The organism is Geodermatophilus normandii (genome assembly GCF_003182485.1).
Taxonomy (GTDB): Bacteria; Actinomycetota; Actinomycetes; order Mycobacteriales; family Geodermatophilaceae; genus Geodermatophilus; species Geodermatophilus normandii.
On sequence record NZ_QGTX01000001.1, the window covers coordinates 3,387,725 to 3,403,707 of the forward strand.

The window sequence follows — 15,983 nt, forward strand, 5'->3', positions numbered from 1 at the left end:
CCGTCGCGGGGGTCCCCGTCGCCCGGAACGGGGACCTCCACGGCCCAGCCGACCTCGTCGCCTACCTCTGCCGCGCGGAATCCGGTTACATCACCGGTGCGACCCACGACGTCGACCGGGGCGCATCCGTCCACCGACCGCCCGCCGACAGGGAGCCCCGCGCTCGCCGGTGGCCGGGCGCCCGGCACCGGCGAGCGTGGACACGACAGAGGGGGAGCACACGTGCCGAGGTCTCCGTCGACCGATCCGTCCGCCGATCCCGAGCAGGTCTCCGGCGAGGACGCGGTCGTCCCGGTCTTCTTCCTGTCCGACAGCACGGGGATCAGCGCCGAGACGATGGGCAACGCGCTGCTCATCCAGTTCCCCGACGTGTCCTTCGAGCGCACGCTGATCCCGTTCATCTCGACGGTCGAGCAGGCCCGCGAGGTGGTGGCCCAGCTCGACGCGGCGATGGACGGCCCCGTGGCGCCCCTGGTGTTCACCACGGCGGCGGTCGACGCGGTCCGCGAGGAACTGCTGAAGACGAAGGCGCCGATCATCGACTTCTTCGGGATGCACATGGACCGGGTGGAGGAGCAGCTGGGGGCCCGCGGCCTGCGCGAGGCCCGCCGGCTGCACGGCGTCGGGGACGTGCGGCGCTACAACGACCGGATGGCCGCGATCGAGTTCGCCATCGAGCACGACGACGGCCTGGGCTCCCGCGGTCTGGACCGCGCCGACGTCGTCCTGCTGGCGCCCTCCCGGTGCGGGAAGACCCCCACGGCCATGTACCTGGCCCTGCAGCACGGCCTGTTCGTGGCCAACTACCCCCTGGTCGACGAGGACCTCGAGACCACCGACCTGCCGCGCCCCGTGCGCGACCTGCGCGACAAGTGCTTCGGGCTGACCACCACGGTGTCCCGGCTCAGCCGGGTGCGCCAGGAGCGCCGTCCCGACTCGCGCTACGCCTCCGAGGAGCAGTGCCGCTTCGAGCTGCGCCGCGCCACGGCGATGTACGAGGCTCACGACCTGCCCACGGTGGACACCTCGGCGGCCTCCGTCGAGGAGATCGCCACCGTGGTGATCCAGACCCTGGCCCGGCAACGGCGCCGCGACCTCCGTCGAGGAAGGACCTCCCGTCCATGAGCACCCACACCGCACCCGAGGGACGCGCGACGGAGGGCACCACCGACGGCGCCGACAACGTCCGCTGGTTCGCCGAGCTGGGCCTCGGCGACCTGGAGGTGGTCGGCGGCAAGAACGCCTCGCTCGGCGAGATGATCTCCAACCTGGCCGACGCGGGGGTCAGCGTCCCCGACGGCTTCGCCACGACGGCGGCGGCCTACCAGCGCTTCCTCGGTGACACCGGCCTGGCGCAGCGGATCGGCGATCGTCTCCGCACGCTGGACACCGACGACGTCCGGGCGCTGGCGGCGGCCGGCCGGGAGATCCGGCAGGCCGTCGTCGAGCAGCCCTTCCCGCCGGCGCTGGAGGCCGACATCCGGGCCGCCTACGACCGGCTCGCCGGCGACGACGCGGCGGCCTCCTTCGCGGTGCGCTCCAGCGCCACGGCCGAGGACCTGCCCGACGCCTCCTTCGCCGGGCAGCAGGAGACGTTCCTCAACGTGCGGGGCATCGACGCGGTGCTGCAGGCCGTCCGGGAGGTCTACGCCTCGCTCTACAACGACCGGGCGATCGCCTACCGGGTGCACCACGGGTTCGACCACGAGGCGGTGTCGCTGTCGGCCGGCGTGCAGCGGATGGTGCGCTCTGACGTCGGGGCGTCGGGGGTGCTGTTCACCATGGACACCGAGTCCGGCTTCCGCGACGCCGTCTTCGTGACGTCGGCCTACGGCCTGGGCGAGGGCGTCGTGCAGGGCGCGGTGAACCCCGACGAGTTCTACGTCTACAAGCCCGCGCTGCGGGCCGGGCGCCCGGCGATCCTCAAGCGCGGCGTCGGGGAGAAGGCCACCAAGATGGTCTACACCGACTCCACCGAGGTCGGCCGGACGACGGCGTTCGTCGACGTCGACCCCGCCGAGCGCCGGCGGCTGTCGCTCACCGACGACGAGGTCCTCGAACTGGCCCGCCAGGCGCTCAAGATCGAGGAGCACTACGGCCGGCCGATGGACATCGAGTGGGGCAAGGACGGGCTGACCGGGCAGCTGTTCGTGCTGCAGGCGCGCCCGGAGACGGTGCAGTCCCGCTCCGGCAGCAGCACCGAGCGCTACCGGCTGACCGGGTCCGGGACCGCGTTGGTCGAGGGGCGGGCGATCGGGCAGAAGATCGGCGCCGGCCCCGTCCGGGTGCTGTCCGACATCGAGCAGATGGACGCGTTCACCGCCGGCGACGTGCTCGTCGCGGACATGACCGACCCCGACTGGGAGCCGATCATGAAGCGGGCCTCGGCCATCGTCACCAACCGCGGCGGGCGGACCTGCCACGCGGCGATCATCGCCCGCGAGCTCGGCATCCCCGCCGTCGTCGGCACCGGGACCGCCACCCGGCTGCTGACCGACGGCGACCCCGTCACCGTCTCCTGCGCCGAGGGGGACACCGGCGTGGTCTACGCCGGGGAGGTGGGCTTCGAGGTGGAGGAGACCCGGCTCGACGCGATGCCGGACATCCCCACCAAGATCATGATGAACGTGGGCACGCCGGAGCAGGCCTTCGCCTTCTCCCGGCTGCCGCACTCCGGCGTCGGCCTGGCCCGGCTGGAGTTCGTCATCAACCGGCAGATCGGCATCCACCCGCGCGCGCTGCTCGACCTCGAGGAGCTCGACGCCCCGCTGCGGGGCCGGATCGAGGAGCGCATCGCGGCCTATCCCTCGGCCCGGGACTTCTTCGTGCAGCGGGTGGCCGAGGGCGTCTCGATGATCGCGGCGGCGTTCGCCCCGGAGCCGGTCATCGTGCGGATGAGCGACTTCAAGTCCAACGAGTACGCCAACCTCCTCGGCGGTGAGCTCTACGAGCCGCACGAGGAGAACCCGATGATCGGCTACCGCGGGGCCTCCCGGTACCTGTCGGCCGACTTCGCCGAGTGCTTCGCCATGGAGTGCGAGGCGCTGCGGTTCGTCCGCGACGAGATGGGCCTGACCAACGTCAAGATCATGATCCCGTTCGTACGGACCGTCGCGGAGATCGAGGGCGTGGTGCGCCTGCTGGGCGAGCACGGCCTGCGCCGCGGGGAGAACGACCTGTCCGTGGTGATGATGTGCGAGCTGCCCTCCAACGCGCTGCTGGCCGGCGACTTCCTCGAGCACGTGGACGGCTTCTCCATCGGCTCCAACGACATGACGCAGCTGACCCTGGGCCTCGACCGCGACTCGGCCCTGGTCGCCGGCGGCTTCGACGAGCGCGACCCGGCCGTGCTGGCCCTGCTGGAGATGGCGATCAGGGCGTGCCTGGAGCGCGGGAAGTACGTCGGCATCTGCGGCCAGGGCCCGAGCGACCACCCCGACCTCGCGGCGTGGCTCGTGGAGCAGGGCATCGGGTCGATGTCGCTGAACCCCGACACCGTGGTCGACACGTGGCTGCACCTGGCCCGCACGGCCCGCACGGCCCGCGCGGGCTGAGGCGGCCCGCGGCTGCGGCTACCGGGTGCCCTCCTCGGCGATGAGCTCGGCGACCTCGTCGGGCATCTGCGAGCAGTCGTCGTCGGACTCCGGCTGGTCCTGGGCGAGCCCCTCGACGCCGGCGTCCTCGACGGGGCCGAAGCCCTCCTCCGCGAGGTGCCGGGGCACCCGGTTCTGCGCGTTGACCACGTGTGACCGCGAGAGCCAGCCGAGGCCGTCGTCGACGTCGAAGTCCAGGCCGCCGCCGGGCGCCCGCTGGACGTGCCCCGGGGACGGCAGCAGCCCGACCAGCTGCACGGCCTGCTCCACGGGCAGGGTGGACGGCGGGGTGTCGAAGTAGTACCAGCTCGCCGCGCAGATGCCGTAGACCCGCGGGCCGAGCTGGGCGTAGTTGACGTAGAGCTCGAGCATGCGCCGGTCGTCGAGGACCAGTGCCAGCTCCGCCGACAGGCCGGCCTCGACCGCCTTGCGCCAGACGCTCATGGACTGGGTGAGGAAGAGGTTCTTGGCCACCTGCTGCGGGATGGTCGAGCCGGAGGGGTCGTCCTCCCCGCGGAGGTGGGCCTCGGCGCGCCCGGACAGCTCGTCCCAGGTGAAGGCGCCCGAGCGGTAGGGGAGCGGCTGGTCCTCGTGGGCGATGACGGCGGCGAGGAAGTTGCGCGAGACGTACTCGACCGGCACCGACCGCTGGATGGCGCCCTGGTCGTTGGCCAGCATGAACGCCGTCGTCGGCGGGTCGACCCAGCGCAGGGACAGCAGGACCAGCGCCTGCAGCACGAAGGCGGCCACGACGCCGCGGCCGATGCGACGGCGCAGCCGCCGGCGCCGCAGCCGCGTGGCGACGTCCGGGAGCGGGGCCTCGTCCCCGCGCCGGGCCCGACCCGGACGGCCGTGTCCCGGGGGAGCGGGGCGCCCGGCGCGGCGGGGGGCCACGGCGGAGGCGGAGGGGGTGCCGCCCACGGGTCCGCCGGCGGAGGTGCGGCCGGGGGGTCGCCGTACCCCGGGTGGCGGTCACCGCCTGCTCCCGGGCGGGGAGGCACCCGGTCGGTCCGCTGGCGCCGGGCCGGGGAGTCGTCGGCCGGGCGGCGGCGCGGTGGAAAGGGCATGCGGTGCCGTCCTCCTGGAACCCACGGACCCGGCCCAGGTTACCGGGGGGAGGCGCGCGGGCCGGTCACCCCACGACCGCGCCGGTCGCCCGGGGTCATCGGCGGACGGCGTAGCGGAGCAGGACGTTGTCGGATCCCTCGAACCGACGGGTCCCGAGGAGACGCAGGTCGGTCGGCCGGTCGAAGACCGGCGTGCCACCCGGCAGCGCCCGGGGCCCGACCATCAGGTGGATCTCGTCGACGAGCCCGTGGTCGAGCAGCCCGTTCCAGGTCGTCCGGCTGGCGAACACCAGGACGTCCCCGCGCCCGTGCTCCTTCTCGGCGGCGATCCGGGCGGCCGCGTCGGCGCGGGGGACCACGGTGGTCGTCCCGTGCCACGGGTTGTCGGCCGGGACGACGAACCCGTCGCTGACCACGACCTTCGGCAGCGCGTCGTACCGCCGGCCGATCGCGCGGTTGACGTCGTCGAGTGCCCGGTTGCCGGGGTCGTGCGGGGCGTCGGCGACGTGCGGCCAGTACGAGCTGAACCCCTCGAAGGAGCGGCGGCCGAGCAGCACCGTCCCGGCGGCGCGGATCCGCTCGAGGTTGTAGGCGTCGAAGGCGGCGTCCGTGTTGAGGGCCATGACGTCCCCGCCGGGTCCCTCGTAGGAGCCGTCGAGGGAGACGATGTTGCTGACGACCACGGTGCGCACGGGATCCTCCTCGCATCGGGGCCTCGGCCGGGCCCGCTGCCCTCGGGACGGAGCCGCCCGCGCGTCCTCGACATCCACCGCGCGCCGACGGCCGGATCGTCGCCGTCGGGCTCAGCCGACCACCCACGTGTCCTTGCCGCCACCGCCCTGGGAGGCGTTGACGACGAGGTCGCCCTCGGTCAGGGACACCCGGGTGAACCCGCCGGGGAGCACGATCGTCTCGTCGTCGACGCAGAAGGCGTACGGCCGGTAGTCCACGTGCCGCGGCACGAGCACGCCGTCGACGACGGTGGGATGGGTCGACAGCGCCACCGGCTCCTGGGCGATCCACTCCCCGGGGTCGGCCAGCACGGCGGCGCGGGCGCGCTCGAGCTGACCGGCGTCCGCGCGCGGGCCGATGAGCACCCCGTGGCCGCCCGAGCCGGACCGCGGCTTGAGCACCAGCTCGTCCAGCCGGTCGAGCGCCGCCCGGCACTGCTGCGGGTCGCCGAGGTCGTAGGCGGGCGCCGAGCGCAGCCGCGGTTCCTCGCCGAGGAAGAAGCGGACCAGGTCCTCGACGTAGGGGAAGGTGCGCTTGTCGTCGGCGACGCCGGTGCCGAAGGCGTTGACCACGGTCACCGTGCCGGCGCGGAGGGGACCCAGGAGCAGCTCGCCCAGCTCGTTGGGCCGGCCGTCGTCGTCGGTCAGCCGCTCCTCGCTGGTGCGCCGCCAGAGCAGGTCCACCCGGCGTCCGTCGGGCAGCACCACGTCGTCGCCCCGGGCGGCCAGCTGCGAGGGCAGCACGACCGGCGCGCCGACCATCTCCCCGAGCCGGTCGATCTCCCACGCCACCGCGCTGCGCGGCCCGTCCCCGAGCACGGCCACGACCGGGTCGGGGACGTCGCCGGCGGCGGCGAGCATCCGCCGCACCGCCGAGACGGCGGCCTCCCGCACCGGCGCGGGACCCGGCCGCACGCCCAGCCGCGGTGCCACCAGGTCCCGCGCGGCCAGGGCGTAGGCCAGCAGGGTCGGCGTCCGCACGTTGTCCTCCAGGACGACGAGCTCCCCGTCGGCGCCGCGGACGACGTCGGGCCCGGCCATGCCGATCCAGCGGCGCGGCGGTGGCAGGCCGGGGGTCAGGTAGCGGTTGGTGTCGAGCACCGCGGCCGGCACGACGCCGGCGCGGACCGCCTCCCGCGGGCCGTGCGCGTCGGCGACGAAGGCCTCCAGCGCCCGCAGCCGCTGGTCCAGGCCGGCCGCCAGCCGCTCCCACTCGGCACGGGGCAGCACCCGCGGGACCGGGTCGACGGTGAACGGGTGCGCCTCCGCCGCGGGCCCGTGCAGCAGGCCGAGACCCGCGGCCGCGCGGGCGACGTCCGCGGCCAGCGCGCCGGGGCCGTACGCGCGGACGGCGGCCAGCGCCGCGGCCGCGTGCTCCCGGTCGCCGCCGTCGGGCAGCAGGGCCTCGTCGAGGCCGTCCCCCGTGCTCACGCGGCGGCCGCCGCGCGCTCGGCCGCCGCGCGCTCCGCGGCGGCCAGGGCGGCGCGGGCCACCCATCGGCCCTGCTGGGGATCGGTGACGTCGAAGCCGAAGGGCGCGTTGGCCTCCAGCGCGAGCAGCCGGCCGTCGGGCCCGACCAGCACGTCGACGCCCATCAGCCCGCCCCCGAGGGCGGCGACCATCCGCTGCGCCAGCTGTGCCATCTCCGGCGGCGCCTCGTACACCCTCGGGTAGACCGTCCCGTGGGTGACCAGCGCGCCCTCCTCCCGGGACTTCTCGTAGACCAGGGAGGTGGCGGTGGGCGTGGCGAAGATGCGCGCGCACGCCGGCTCGGCGATCCACTCCTGCAGGAGTGCCGCGCCGCGGCGGTGGCCGCCGGCCGCCTCGTGGGCCCGCCACGCGGCGTCGACCGCGGCGGCCGCGTCGAGGTCGCCGACCAGCTCGATGTAGCGGGCGCCGTCGCCCAGCGCGGGCTTGAGCACCATCCGCCGTCCGGGCATCGGCCACTCCCGGACCCGGGCCAGGTCCCACGCCGCCGGTTGCGGCACGCCGGCCGCCGCCCACACCGCGTGGGTCACGAGCTTGTCGGCGGAGGCGACCAGCGAGGCGACGGGGTTGAGCAGGGGCACGCCGGCCGCCTCGAGCAGCGCGGCCAGGGCGAAGGTCGGCGCGTAGGCGACCACCTCCTCGACCAGCACGTGCGTGATCGCCAGGTCGTAGCGGCCCGCTGGGGGACCGCTGACCGGCCAGTCGGCCGGCACCCGGGCCAGCCGCTCGACCTCCGCGCCCTGCTCCTCCAGCGCCCGCACCCAGGCGGCCGCGTAGCCGGCGTCCTCGTACCAGTCCTCGTCGGTGATCACCAGCAGCACGCGCACGTCGTCACTGTGCACGCCCGCCGGGACCGCCGCACCACGCGGAACACGGACGCAACACGGGGAACACCCCGCGGGGCACCTGCCGGCCCTAGCGTGCGGGCGCATGACGCAGGCGGTGGCGGGCAGGCGGTCCCGGGACGGGCACACCGGGCGCTCGGCCGCGGCGCGGCGGCGGCGCTACACCGCCGAGCTGGCCGGGGTGCTGCCGCCGAGCGAGCCCTTCGAGGCGTGGCTCGCGGCCGGCGGTGACCTGGCGCCGGACTTCGCCCGGCTGCCGGCGCGCACCGGCCTGTGGTCGCCGGTGGAGGGGGTCACCGGAGCCGCCGGGTGGCCGGCCCGGCGCGCGGTGCTGCGGGCCCGATGGCGCCGGTGGCTGACCGGAGCGCCGCCTCCCGCCCTCCGCCGCACGCCCGCCCGGGGAGACCGGGTGCGGACGGCGGGGGGCGTGGAGGTCCGCGAGCTCGTCGTGGGCGGGGGGTGGTCGGTGCGGGCGCGGCTGCTGCTGCCCGTGCCGGCGGCCGGTGTGCGACGGGACGTGCCGGTCTACCTCCTGCAGTCCAGCCACGGGACGTGGGCGGAGGCGGCGCTGGCCCGCGGGTGGGGCGCCTGCCTGGTCTCGGCCGCGGACGGCGACGACGACACCGAGGCCGTCGAGCGGGCCTTCCCCTCGGCCGCGGCAGGCCGGCTGGCCTGGCGGGCGTGGGCGCTGTCGCGGGTCCTCGACGCCCTGCAGGACCAGCCCGGGGTGGACGCCCGCCGCGTGCTCGTCGGGGGGCACAGCCGCAACGGCAAGACCGCGCTGCTGGCCGCCGCCTTCGACGACCGCTTCGCCGGCGTCGTCTCCAGCTCCAGCGGCGTGCTCGGCGCCATCCCCGCCCGGCTGTGCACCGACCGCCACTTCGGCGAGGGCGTGGAGCTGCTCACCCGGCACTACCCCGGCTGGTACTCCCCGCGGCTGCGCTGGTTCGCCGGTCGCGAGCACCGGCTGCCCACCGACGCCCACGAGCTGCTCGCGCTGGCCGCGCCGCGGCCGGTCCTGGTCTCGGTGGCGGTCGAGGACCCCGTCGAGCGCGTCCCGGCCGCCCGTGCGGCGGTCGACGCCGCGCGGGACGCCTTCGCCCTGCTCGGCCGGAGCGACGCCCTCGAGCTGGTGCTGCGGCCGGGAGGGCACCGGGCCGACGAGTCCGCGGTGGCCGCCCAGCTGGACTGGGCGCAGTCGGTGCTCGGCGGCCCGCCCCGTCGTCCCGGCCGCCCCCCGGTTCCGCCGTCCCCCGTCCCGTGGCCGGCCGACCGGGTGCGCCCGGGTCCGCAGCCGGTGCGCGGCGCGCGGTTGCGCGCCGCCGTCCGCGCCGCCCTCGGGCCGGCCGGGCGGGCCGCCGGCGGCCCCGCGGGGGAGGGTGTGCGGACGCCGGACGGCGTGGCGGTCACCCTCCTCCGCCCGCCGGACGGGGGCAGCGGCCGTGGGCTGGTCCTCTGGCTCGGCCCGCCGTGCGCGGCCACCGGGTGGCGGGCCGGGTACGAGCAGGCCGAGCCGCTGCCGGCGGTGCTCGCCGCGGCCGGCTGGGCGGTCGCCTGCCACGACCCGGTGGGCAGCGGCTCGCGGCACGGCGAGCAGCCCGGGCCGGGCTCCTCCCCGCTGGCCCGGATGACCGCCGACGCGGCCGCCGTGGCAGCCGTCGCGGCGGCGGCCACCGGGCACGGCCGGGCCTGGGTCGCCGCCTACGGCACGGGGGCGTTGGTGGCGCTGCACCTGGCCGCCCTGGGCGACGTGCCGGTGGCCGGGGCGGTGCTCGCTGCCCCGAGCTGCGGCGAGCCGCTGCTGCGGGCCCGGCCCGGCTACACCCTCGCCGACCTGCTCGCCGCGACGGCGGACCGCCCGGCGGTCGTGCTGGACCCGGCCTGGGACCCCGAGGCGCCGGCCGGCGCGGTGGCCGCGGCCTGCCGGGCCGCCGGCGTGCCGCGGGTGCCGCTGGCCGACTGGCACCGCCTGTCGGGCACCACCCGCTCGGCGATGCGCGACTGGCTGGACGAGCACGGCCCCCGGACGACGCCGGCTGCGGCTGCGGCTGCGGCTCCGGCGCCCCGGCCCGGGCCCGCACGGTGAGCGGCTTCGACCTCGCCGTCCCGCGGCGGGTGCTCTTCGGCCCCGGGCGCGCGGACGATCTCGCGGACCTGCTGCCCGGTCTCGGGCGGCGGGTGCTGCTGTGCGCCGGCAGGGACCCCTCGCGTTCCCGGTCCCTCCTGGGGCGCATCGAGCCGGTCGCCGTCGTGTCGGTCCCGCACGAGCCGACGGTGGAGGGGGTGCGGGCGGCGACCCGGGAGGCGAGGGACGCCGGCGTCGACGTCGTCGTCGCGATCGGGGGCGGCAGCGTGCTGGACACCGGCAAGGCCGTCGCCGCCCTGCTGGGCAACGGCACCGACCCGCTGGACCACCTGGAGGTCGTCGGCCGCGGGATGCCCGTCGAGCGGCCGGCCCTGCCCTGCGTCGCGGTCCCCACGACGGCGGGCACCGGTGCGGAGGTGACGGCCAACGCGGTGCTCGCCTCCCCGGAGCACGGCGTCAAGGCGAGCATCCGCGGTCCGCACCTGCTGGCGGCGGTCGCGCTGGTCGATCCGCTGCTGACCCTGACCTGCCCGCCGGAGGTCACCGCCAGCAGCGGGCTGGACGCGCTCACCCAGTGCCTGGAGCCCTACGTCTCGCCGCAGGCCAACCCGGCGACCGACGCCGTCGCGGCGGCCGGGCTGCGGCGGGGTGCGCGGGCGCTGCGGACGGCCTACGAGCACGGCGAGGACCGCGCGGCCCGCGAGGAGATGGCGCTGTGCAGCCTGTTCGGCGGCATCGCGCTGGCCAACGCGAAGCTCGGGGCGGTCCACGGTCTCGCCGGCGTCGTCGGCGGCATGGTGGAGGCTCCGCACGGCGCGGTGTGCGCCGCGCTGCTGGCGCCGGTGGTCGAGGCGAACGTCCGGGCGCTGCGCGAGCGGGACCCGGCCTCGCCCGCGCTGCCCCGCTACGCCGAGGTCGCCCGGCTGCTGACCGGGCGGGAGGACGCCACCGTCGAGGACGCGGGAGCCTGGCTGCGGGGGACGGTGGCCGCGCTCGGCGTGCCGCCGCTGGGCGCGGTCGGGCTCCGGGCGGCGCAGCACGCCGAGGTCGCCGCCAAGGCCGCGCGCTCCAGCAGCATGCGGGGCAACCCGGTGCCGCTCACCGACGACGACCTCGTGGCGGTGCTCCGCGCGGCGTCGTGACCGCGGCCGCCCAGCCCGCACCCCGGAGCGGTCGGTGCCCGCAGTCCGCGGGTGTACGCCGACCCCACCGAGGACCCGTGGGAGCGGCAGGCGGAGCGCCCCGTCAGGACGACCGCGGCCTCATCCGACCGAGGAGAGCGTCCGGAGGTGCCGGCGGGAGAGGACGTGCGGCAGGCCGCGGCCGACCATGCCGAGCGTGCTGCCGAGGCGCCGGGGCCACGAGGGGTCCGGGATCGGCCCCAGCGGCGCGCCGATCTCCTCCACACCCAGGTGGAACGTCGGCACCCGTCCGATCCCCTCGAGGTCCTGGGCGGTCTCCCGCACGGGCAGCGCCGACGCGGCGGTGCCACCGGCGCGGAAGAGGTCGTCGGAGACCAGGAGGTACTCCGGGACGTCGACGGTGTTCTTGAGCAGGCGGTGGACGTGGATGACGTCCACGCCGACGAGCTTCTTCCGGCGCCGGATCGTCTGGGTCGCGACCTCCCCGACGTGGGCGACGAACTTCAGCGTCAGGTCGCTGGTCCGCGTGCAGCTGCCGCACGGACACATGTTGAGCTCGACGAACCGGCGCTCCACGTGGAAGGCGCGGTGCATGGCGACGACGGCACGGGTGACGGCCGACAGCGCCGCGGGTCCGTCGAGGTGCTCGGCGTCCCGCGAGAGGAACGCGGCGTCGCCCTCGATCTCGATCAGGTCGAAGTCGCGCGCGGCACCGACGACCTTGTCGAGCATGCGGCGCGTGGCGGCCTCCGCGTGCCCGAGGACGCTCCGGTGGAACTGCATGTACTGCGTGTAGCCGCCGATGTCGGCGATCAGGAGCAGCGCACGCCGTGTCGCCATGCCGGACCCTAGCGCCTGGCGGGCCGGCCGCAGGGTGCCCGCGCGCGCGACGTCGGGGAGGGCGCCTAGTCGTCGAGGAGGGAGGTCGCGAGCTCCGGCTCCGGCAGGACCCGGATGAAGTACTCGACGCCGAACATCTCCCGGAGGATCGAGTCGGGGAACATCTCCGGGTCGATCGGGTACTGCGAGCGGTGCGCGGCGGTGGCGCGGATCTTGTGGCCGACGAAGTCCGAGACGTCGATGCACGTGCTCACCCGCGCGTCGACCCGGTCCCCGGAGGGGAGCGACCTGGTCCGGGGGCGCTCCTGCTCCGCCGGTCCGCCGAGGGAGGCGGGGTCCGAGGCCCGGAACGCCAGGCTCGTGACGTCGTCGACGGCGACCACGTGCGCGTTGCGGGGCCGGCCGGTGGCGATGCCCTCCTCGCCGATGAACTCCCCGGGGCCCGACCGGTCGACCACCCGGACGCGACCGTCCCCGCCCTCCCGCCGGATCTCGACGGCACCGGACAGGAGGAAGTGCATCTCCGTCGCCGTCTCGCCCTGCTCGACGAGGTAGGAGCCGGCGGGGAACCACTCCACGGTGACGAAGTCGGCCGCGTACCCGAGCGCCGTCGTCTCGCGCGAGAAGACCGAGAGCGCGCGGACGAAGTCCCTCGTGCCCTGGAAGCGGGTCGTCAGCTCGACGACCCAGGTGGCCAGGCGGTCGCGCAGCAGCATGCCGCTGCGCGGCAGGTGGCAGTGGAAGAGCCGGACCGGCGTCGCCCGCCGCAGCTCCCGGCAGGCCGCGGTGACGGCTCCGCCGACGGCGACGTGGTCCGGGTGACCGGAGAACCCGTCGGGACCGAACGTGACCACCACGTCGGGGTCGAACTCCCCGAGCAGGTCCGACGCGAGGTCCACCAGGGCCCGGGCGTCGAGGTCGCAGAGGCCGCCGTCCGGGTGGTCCAGACACCTCGTCCGGGTCAGCCCGAGCTCCCTGCCGGCCGCGGCGAGCTCCCTCTCGCGGACCGCTCCGAGGGTGGCGCGGGTGGCCACGGCGGCGTCCCTGATCTGGCCGGCTCCGCCCCGGGTCAGCGAGACGACCCGGACGTCGGCGCCGGCGCCCGCGTACTTGGCGAACGTGCCGCCGGCGCAGATGGTCTCGTCGTCGGGGTGGGCGAAGATCCCCAGCACGCGCGGACGCTGCCGACCGGGGGCCCGGACCGAGGGGTCGTCCGCCATCGATCACCGTCGACTCTGCTGCTCGTGGACACGGCCGGGACCTGCGGACCGGCCGGCTGACGGGGGCGCACGGTACCGCTCCCGGTGGGCCGGGAGCCGGTGCGGAGCGCTGCGAGGTCGACGTCGGACGGCCGGCGTCCTGCTGCAGCACCCTCCTCGGGGTGCCTCCGCGCTGCTAGCGTCCGCGACGTGCCGGGTGCCTACCGCGAGGCGTGGGCATCGGTGACCCGGAACCGCGACCTCCGGCTCGCGCAGACGTCGTCGGTGTCGGCGTGGACGGGTGAGTTCCTGTTCCTCACGGCGATGACGGTCTACGCCTTCGACACCGACGGCGCGGTCGGCGTCGGGGTGGTCGGGTTCCTGCGGGTCCTGCCCGCGACGATCGCGCTCCCCTGGCTGGGCGCGCTGGCCGACCGGGTCTCGCGCCGCCGGCTGCTCGTGGGGACGTGCGCGCTCCGCGCGGTCACCGCGGGGGGAGCGGGGATCGCCGCCGCCGCCGGCCAGCCGCTGGTGGTGTACGCCCTGCTGACCGCCTCCACGGTCTGCCACGCCGCGTACCGGCCGGTGCTCGGCGCGTTGTTCCCCTCGCTGTGCACCACGCCGGAGGAACTGGCCGGGGTGAACGCGGTCCGCTCCATCCTCGACGGACTGGCGGCGCTGGTCGGCCCGCTGGCCGCGGCGGCGCTGCTCGCGGGGTCCAGCGCGGCGGTCGCGTTCGGCGCGGTGGCGCTCCTCGCCGGCGTCGCCGGGGTGCTCGCCGCCGGGCTGCGCCAGGAGCCGGGGCGACCGGCGACCGGCGCACCCGCCGGGCGGGCGCGGGTGGTCGCGGACGTCGTCGACGGGCTGCGCGAGCTGCGCCGGCGCCCCCGCGCGGCGGAGGTGATCGTCCTGGGTGGCGTGCAGTGCGTGGTCCGCGGCGCGCTGACGGTGCTGGCCGTGGTGGTCGCGGTGGACCTCACGGAGCTGGGCCGCCCGGGGGTCGGGCTGCTCTGGGCGGCGTTCGGGGTCGGCGGCCTCCTGGCGGCGCTGGCGTCGATCGGCGCCGCGGGCAGCGCCCGGCTGGGGACGTTGTTCGGGGCCGGGATCGCCCTGTGGGGGATCCCGCTCGTCGTCGTCGGGCTGGTCACGGGCGACTCCGTGGCGGTCGGCGCCTTCCTGGTCGTCGGCGCCGCCAACGCGCTGGTCGACGTCACCGGGTTCACGCTGCTGCAGCGGCTGGTCCCCGACCAGACGCTGGCGCGGGTGCTGGCCCTGACCGAGGCGGTGTTCGCCCTGGCGCTGGCGCTCGGCTCGCTGGCGATCCCGATCCTCGTCTCCGCCCTGGGGGGCAGCGGCGCGCTCGTCGTCGCGGGCGCCCTCCTGCCGGTGGCGGTCGCCGCGCGCTGGGCGGGCCTGCGGGCGATCGACGCGGACATCGGGGTGCGGACGGACCGGATCCGGCTGCTCCGGCGGGTCGGCGTGCTCCGGCTGCTGCCCGTGCCGGCCATCGAGGGCCTGGCGCAGCGCGTGCGCCGGTCCCGGATCGCGGCACAGGCCGACGTGTTCCGGGCCGGTGACCCCGGCGACGACTTCTACGTCGTCGAGTCCGGCAGCGTCGCCGTGATCACCGACGGACGCGAGATCCGCCGGCTCGGGCCCGGCGACGCGTTCGGCGAGATCGCGCTGCTGCGCTCCGTCCCGCGGACGGCGACCGTGCGCGCGCTCGAGGACACCGAGCTCGCCGCCCTCAGCGGCCCCGAGTTCGTCGCGGCGGTCACCGGGTTCACCGCCAGCTCCTCGACCGCCGAGCAGCTCGTCCGCGGCTACCTCACCGAGGACGGGCGGCGGCAGGCGGTCCGGCCACCGGCCGACCCCGACGCCGGCCCGGGTGCCTCCTAGCACCGAGCACGGGAACGCGGCGCGTGCTGCGCGGCGGGCACCGGCGGGCGGTGGCTGGCAGGGTGGACGGCATGGTCGCGTCCCCTCCCGTCGTCGTGGTGACCGGTGCGAACGGACTGGTGGGCGCCGCGGTGTGCCGGGCGCTGGTCGAGCGGTCGGCGCGGGTGCGCGCCGTCGTCCGCCGCGCCGGCAGCGCACCGGCACTCCACGGGGTCACCGAGCACGTCGGCGACTTCGCCGACGAGGACCTCGCCCGCGCGGTGACCCGGGGCGCCGACGCGGTGGTCACGACGGTCCACCCGATGGGCTCGTCCCGGGAGGTGCAGCACCGGGTGGGCGTCGAGGGCACACCGGTCCTCGCCCGGGCTGCCCGCGATGCCGGCGTCGCCCGGCTCGTGCACCTGTCCACGGCCGGGGTCTACGACCGCTCGGCCGGCGTCGGGGACGTCGCCGAGGACGGGGCCCTCCTGCCGGAGGGCAGTGGCGACTACCCCGACACCAAGAACGCCACCGACGCCGCGCTGGCGCAGGTCGGCGGGCTCACGACCGTGCTGGTCCGCCCGCCGGCCATCCTCGGCGCCGGCGACACGTCGGTGTGGAACACGCTGCGACCGCAGGAGGTCCGCGACGGGGAGCGCCGGGTGAACCCGGCGAAGAGCTGGCCCTGGGTGCACGTCGACGACCTGGCGGTCCTGGTCGCAGACGTCGCCACGGGTGCGGTCGCGACCGCCGACGACCCGGAGCGGGGCCCCGTACCCGGCAGCACGACCCCGGTGAACGTCGCGGGTGAGCCCGCGACGTGGCGGGACTACCTGGGCACGGTGACCGACGCGCTGGGCGTCGCGCCCGAGTGGACCGACGAGCCGGTCTGGACCGGGCAGCTGCGCACCGACCGCGCTCGGGGGTGGGGCTGGGCCCCGCGGGTGAGCCTCGCGCAGGCCTTGGACGAGCTGCGGCGGGGCCTGACGGCGGGTCGGTGACGGCCGGCGGGTGCCGGGCCGCGCGTGCCAGGCCGGCGTGCGCCGCGGCACCCGGTGGCCACAACGGCGCTCGCGGTCGGCACGTCGGGTCCGCGACGCTCGACGGCGACACC

Annotated in this window: 12 protein-coding genes; 6 read left to right on the forward strand and 6 right to left on the reverse strand. The window is 76.5% G+C overall.

The annotated features are described in order from the left end of the window. Nucleotides 1-222: 222 nt before the first annotated feature. A complete protein-coding gene (locus JD79_RS16445) occupies nucleotides 223-1,125 on the forward strand; it encodes a pyruvate, water dikinase regulatory protein (protein WP_110006397.1) in 903 nt (300 codons plus the stop codon). Further along, nucleotides 1,122-3,554: a phosphoenolpyruvate synthase gene (gene ppsA / locus JD79_RS16450; protein ID WP_110006398.1), complete on the forward strand. Its 2,433-nt coding sequence runs from the start codon at nucleotides 1,122-1,124 to the stop codon at nucleotides 3,552-3,554. The genes JD79_RS16445 and ppsA overlap by 4 nt, the downstream gene beginning before the upstream one ends. An 18-nt stretch (nucleotides 3,555-3,572) precedes the next feature. On the opposite strand, the gene JD79_RS16455 is transcribed toward ppsA, so the two are convergent. The 4 genes from JD79_RS16455 to JD79_RS16475 form a co-directional block, all read right to left on the reverse strand. Then, on the reverse strand, nucleotides 3,573-4,514 hold the full coding sequence (locus JD79_RS16455) for a transglycosylase domain-containing protein (RefSeq protein ID WP_245900159.1): 942 nt from the start codon (nucleotides 4,512-4,514) through the stop codon (nucleotides 3,573-3,575). A 241-nt stretch (nucleotides 4,515-4,755) separates the two neighbouring features. After that, entirely contained in the window at nucleotides 4,756-5,352 is a 597-nt protein-coding gene (locus JD79_RS16465) for a dihydrofolate reductase family protein (RefSeq protein WP_110006399.1), read from the reverse strand. A gap of 111 nt (nucleotides 5,353-5,463) precedes the next feature. Then, nucleotides 5,464-6,822 (reverse strand): circularly permuted type 2 ATP-grasp protein, encoded by a 1,359-nt coding sequence (locus JD79_RS16470; RefSeq protein WP_146220470.1) that lies wholly within the window; start codon nucleotides 6,820-6,822, stop codon nucleotides 5,464-5,466. Next, nucleotides 6,819-7,706 (reverse strand): ATP-grasp domain-containing protein, encoded by an 888-nt coding sequence (locus JD79_RS16475; protein WP_146220471.1) that lies wholly within the window; start codon nucleotides 7,704-7,706, stop codon nucleotides 6,819-6,821. The genes JD79_RS16470 and JD79_RS16475 overlap by 4 nt, the downstream gene beginning before the upstream one ends. A gap of 103 nt (nucleotides 7,707-7,809) precedes the next feature. Here JD79_RS16475 and JD79_RS16480 point away from each other — a divergent pair, with 103 nt between their 5' ends. Next, nucleotides 7,810-9,810 carry a glucuronyl esterase domain-containing protein gene (locus JD79_RS16480; RefSeq protein WP_146220472.1) on the forward strand — a complete coding sequence of 667 codons (2,001 nt, stop codon included), beginning with the start codon at nucleotides 7,810-7,812 and terminating at the stop codon, nucleotides 9,808-9,810. Next, nucleotides 9,807-10,952, forward strand: coding sequence for an iron-containing alcohol dehydrogenase (locus JD79_RS16485; protein WP_110006403.1), 1,146 nt, complete (start codon nucleotides 9,807-9,809; stop codon nucleotides 10,950-10,952). Before JD79_RS16480 ends, JD79_RS16485 begins: the two co-directional genes overlap by 4 nt. 120 nt (nucleotides 10,953-11,072) lie before the next feature. Here the strand turns inward: JD79_RS16485 and JD79_RS16490 are convergent, their stop codons facing one another. Next, nucleotides 11,073-11,792 carry a DUF2652 domain-containing protein gene (locus JD79_RS16490; protein ID WP_110006404.1) on the reverse strand — a complete coding sequence of 240 codons (720 nt, stop codon included), beginning with the start codon at nucleotides 11,790-11,792 and terminating at the stop codon, nucleotides 11,073-11,075. Nucleotides 11,793-11,857: 65 nt separating this feature from the next. Then, the gene (locus JD79_RS16495; RefSeq protein WP_170149243.1) at nucleotides 11,858-12,964 is read right to left on the reverse strand and encodes a PIG-L family deacetylase; all 1,107 of its coding nucleotides are present in this window, start codon (nucleotides 12,962-12,964) and stop codon (nucleotides 11,858-11,860) included. Nucleotides 12,965-13,201: 237 nt separating this feature from the next. Here JD79_RS16495 and JD79_RS16500 point away from each other — a divergent pair, with 237 nt between their 5' ends. Beyond that, complete coding sequence (locus JD79_RS16500) at nucleotides 13,202-14,890, forward strand: MFS transporter (RefSeq protein WP_110006406.1); 1,689 nt, start codon at nucleotides 13,202-13,204, stop codon at nucleotides 14,888-14,890. Nucleotides 14,891-14,961: 71 nt separating this feature from the next. Further along, nucleotides 14,962-15,870: an NAD-dependent epimerase/dehydratase family protein gene (locus tag JD79_RS16505; protein ID WP_110007787.1), complete on the forward strand. Its 909-nt coding sequence runs from the start codon at nucleotides 14,962-14,964 to the stop codon at nucleotides 15,868-15,870. Nucleotides 15,871-15,983 lie beyond the last annotated feature (113 nt).

Bases quoted from the DNA above. Each gene is read 5' to 3' on its own strand.
- ppsA (WP_110006398.1), top strand. From the start codon at position 1,122: ATGAGCACCCACACCGCACCCGAGGGACGCGCGACGGAGGGCACCACC.
- JD79_RS16480 (WP_146220472.1), top strand. From the start codon at position 7,810: ATGACGCAGGCGGTGGCGGGCAGGCGGTCCCGGGACGGGCACACCGGG.
- JD79_RS16490 (WP_110006404.1), bottom strand. From the start codon at position 11,792: ATGGCGACACGGCGTGCGCTGCTCCTGATCGCCGACATCGGCGGCTAC.
- JD79_RS16505 (WP_110007787.1), top strand. From the start codon at position 14,962: ATGGTCGCGTCCCCTCCCGTCGTCGTGGTGACCGGTGCGAACGGACTG.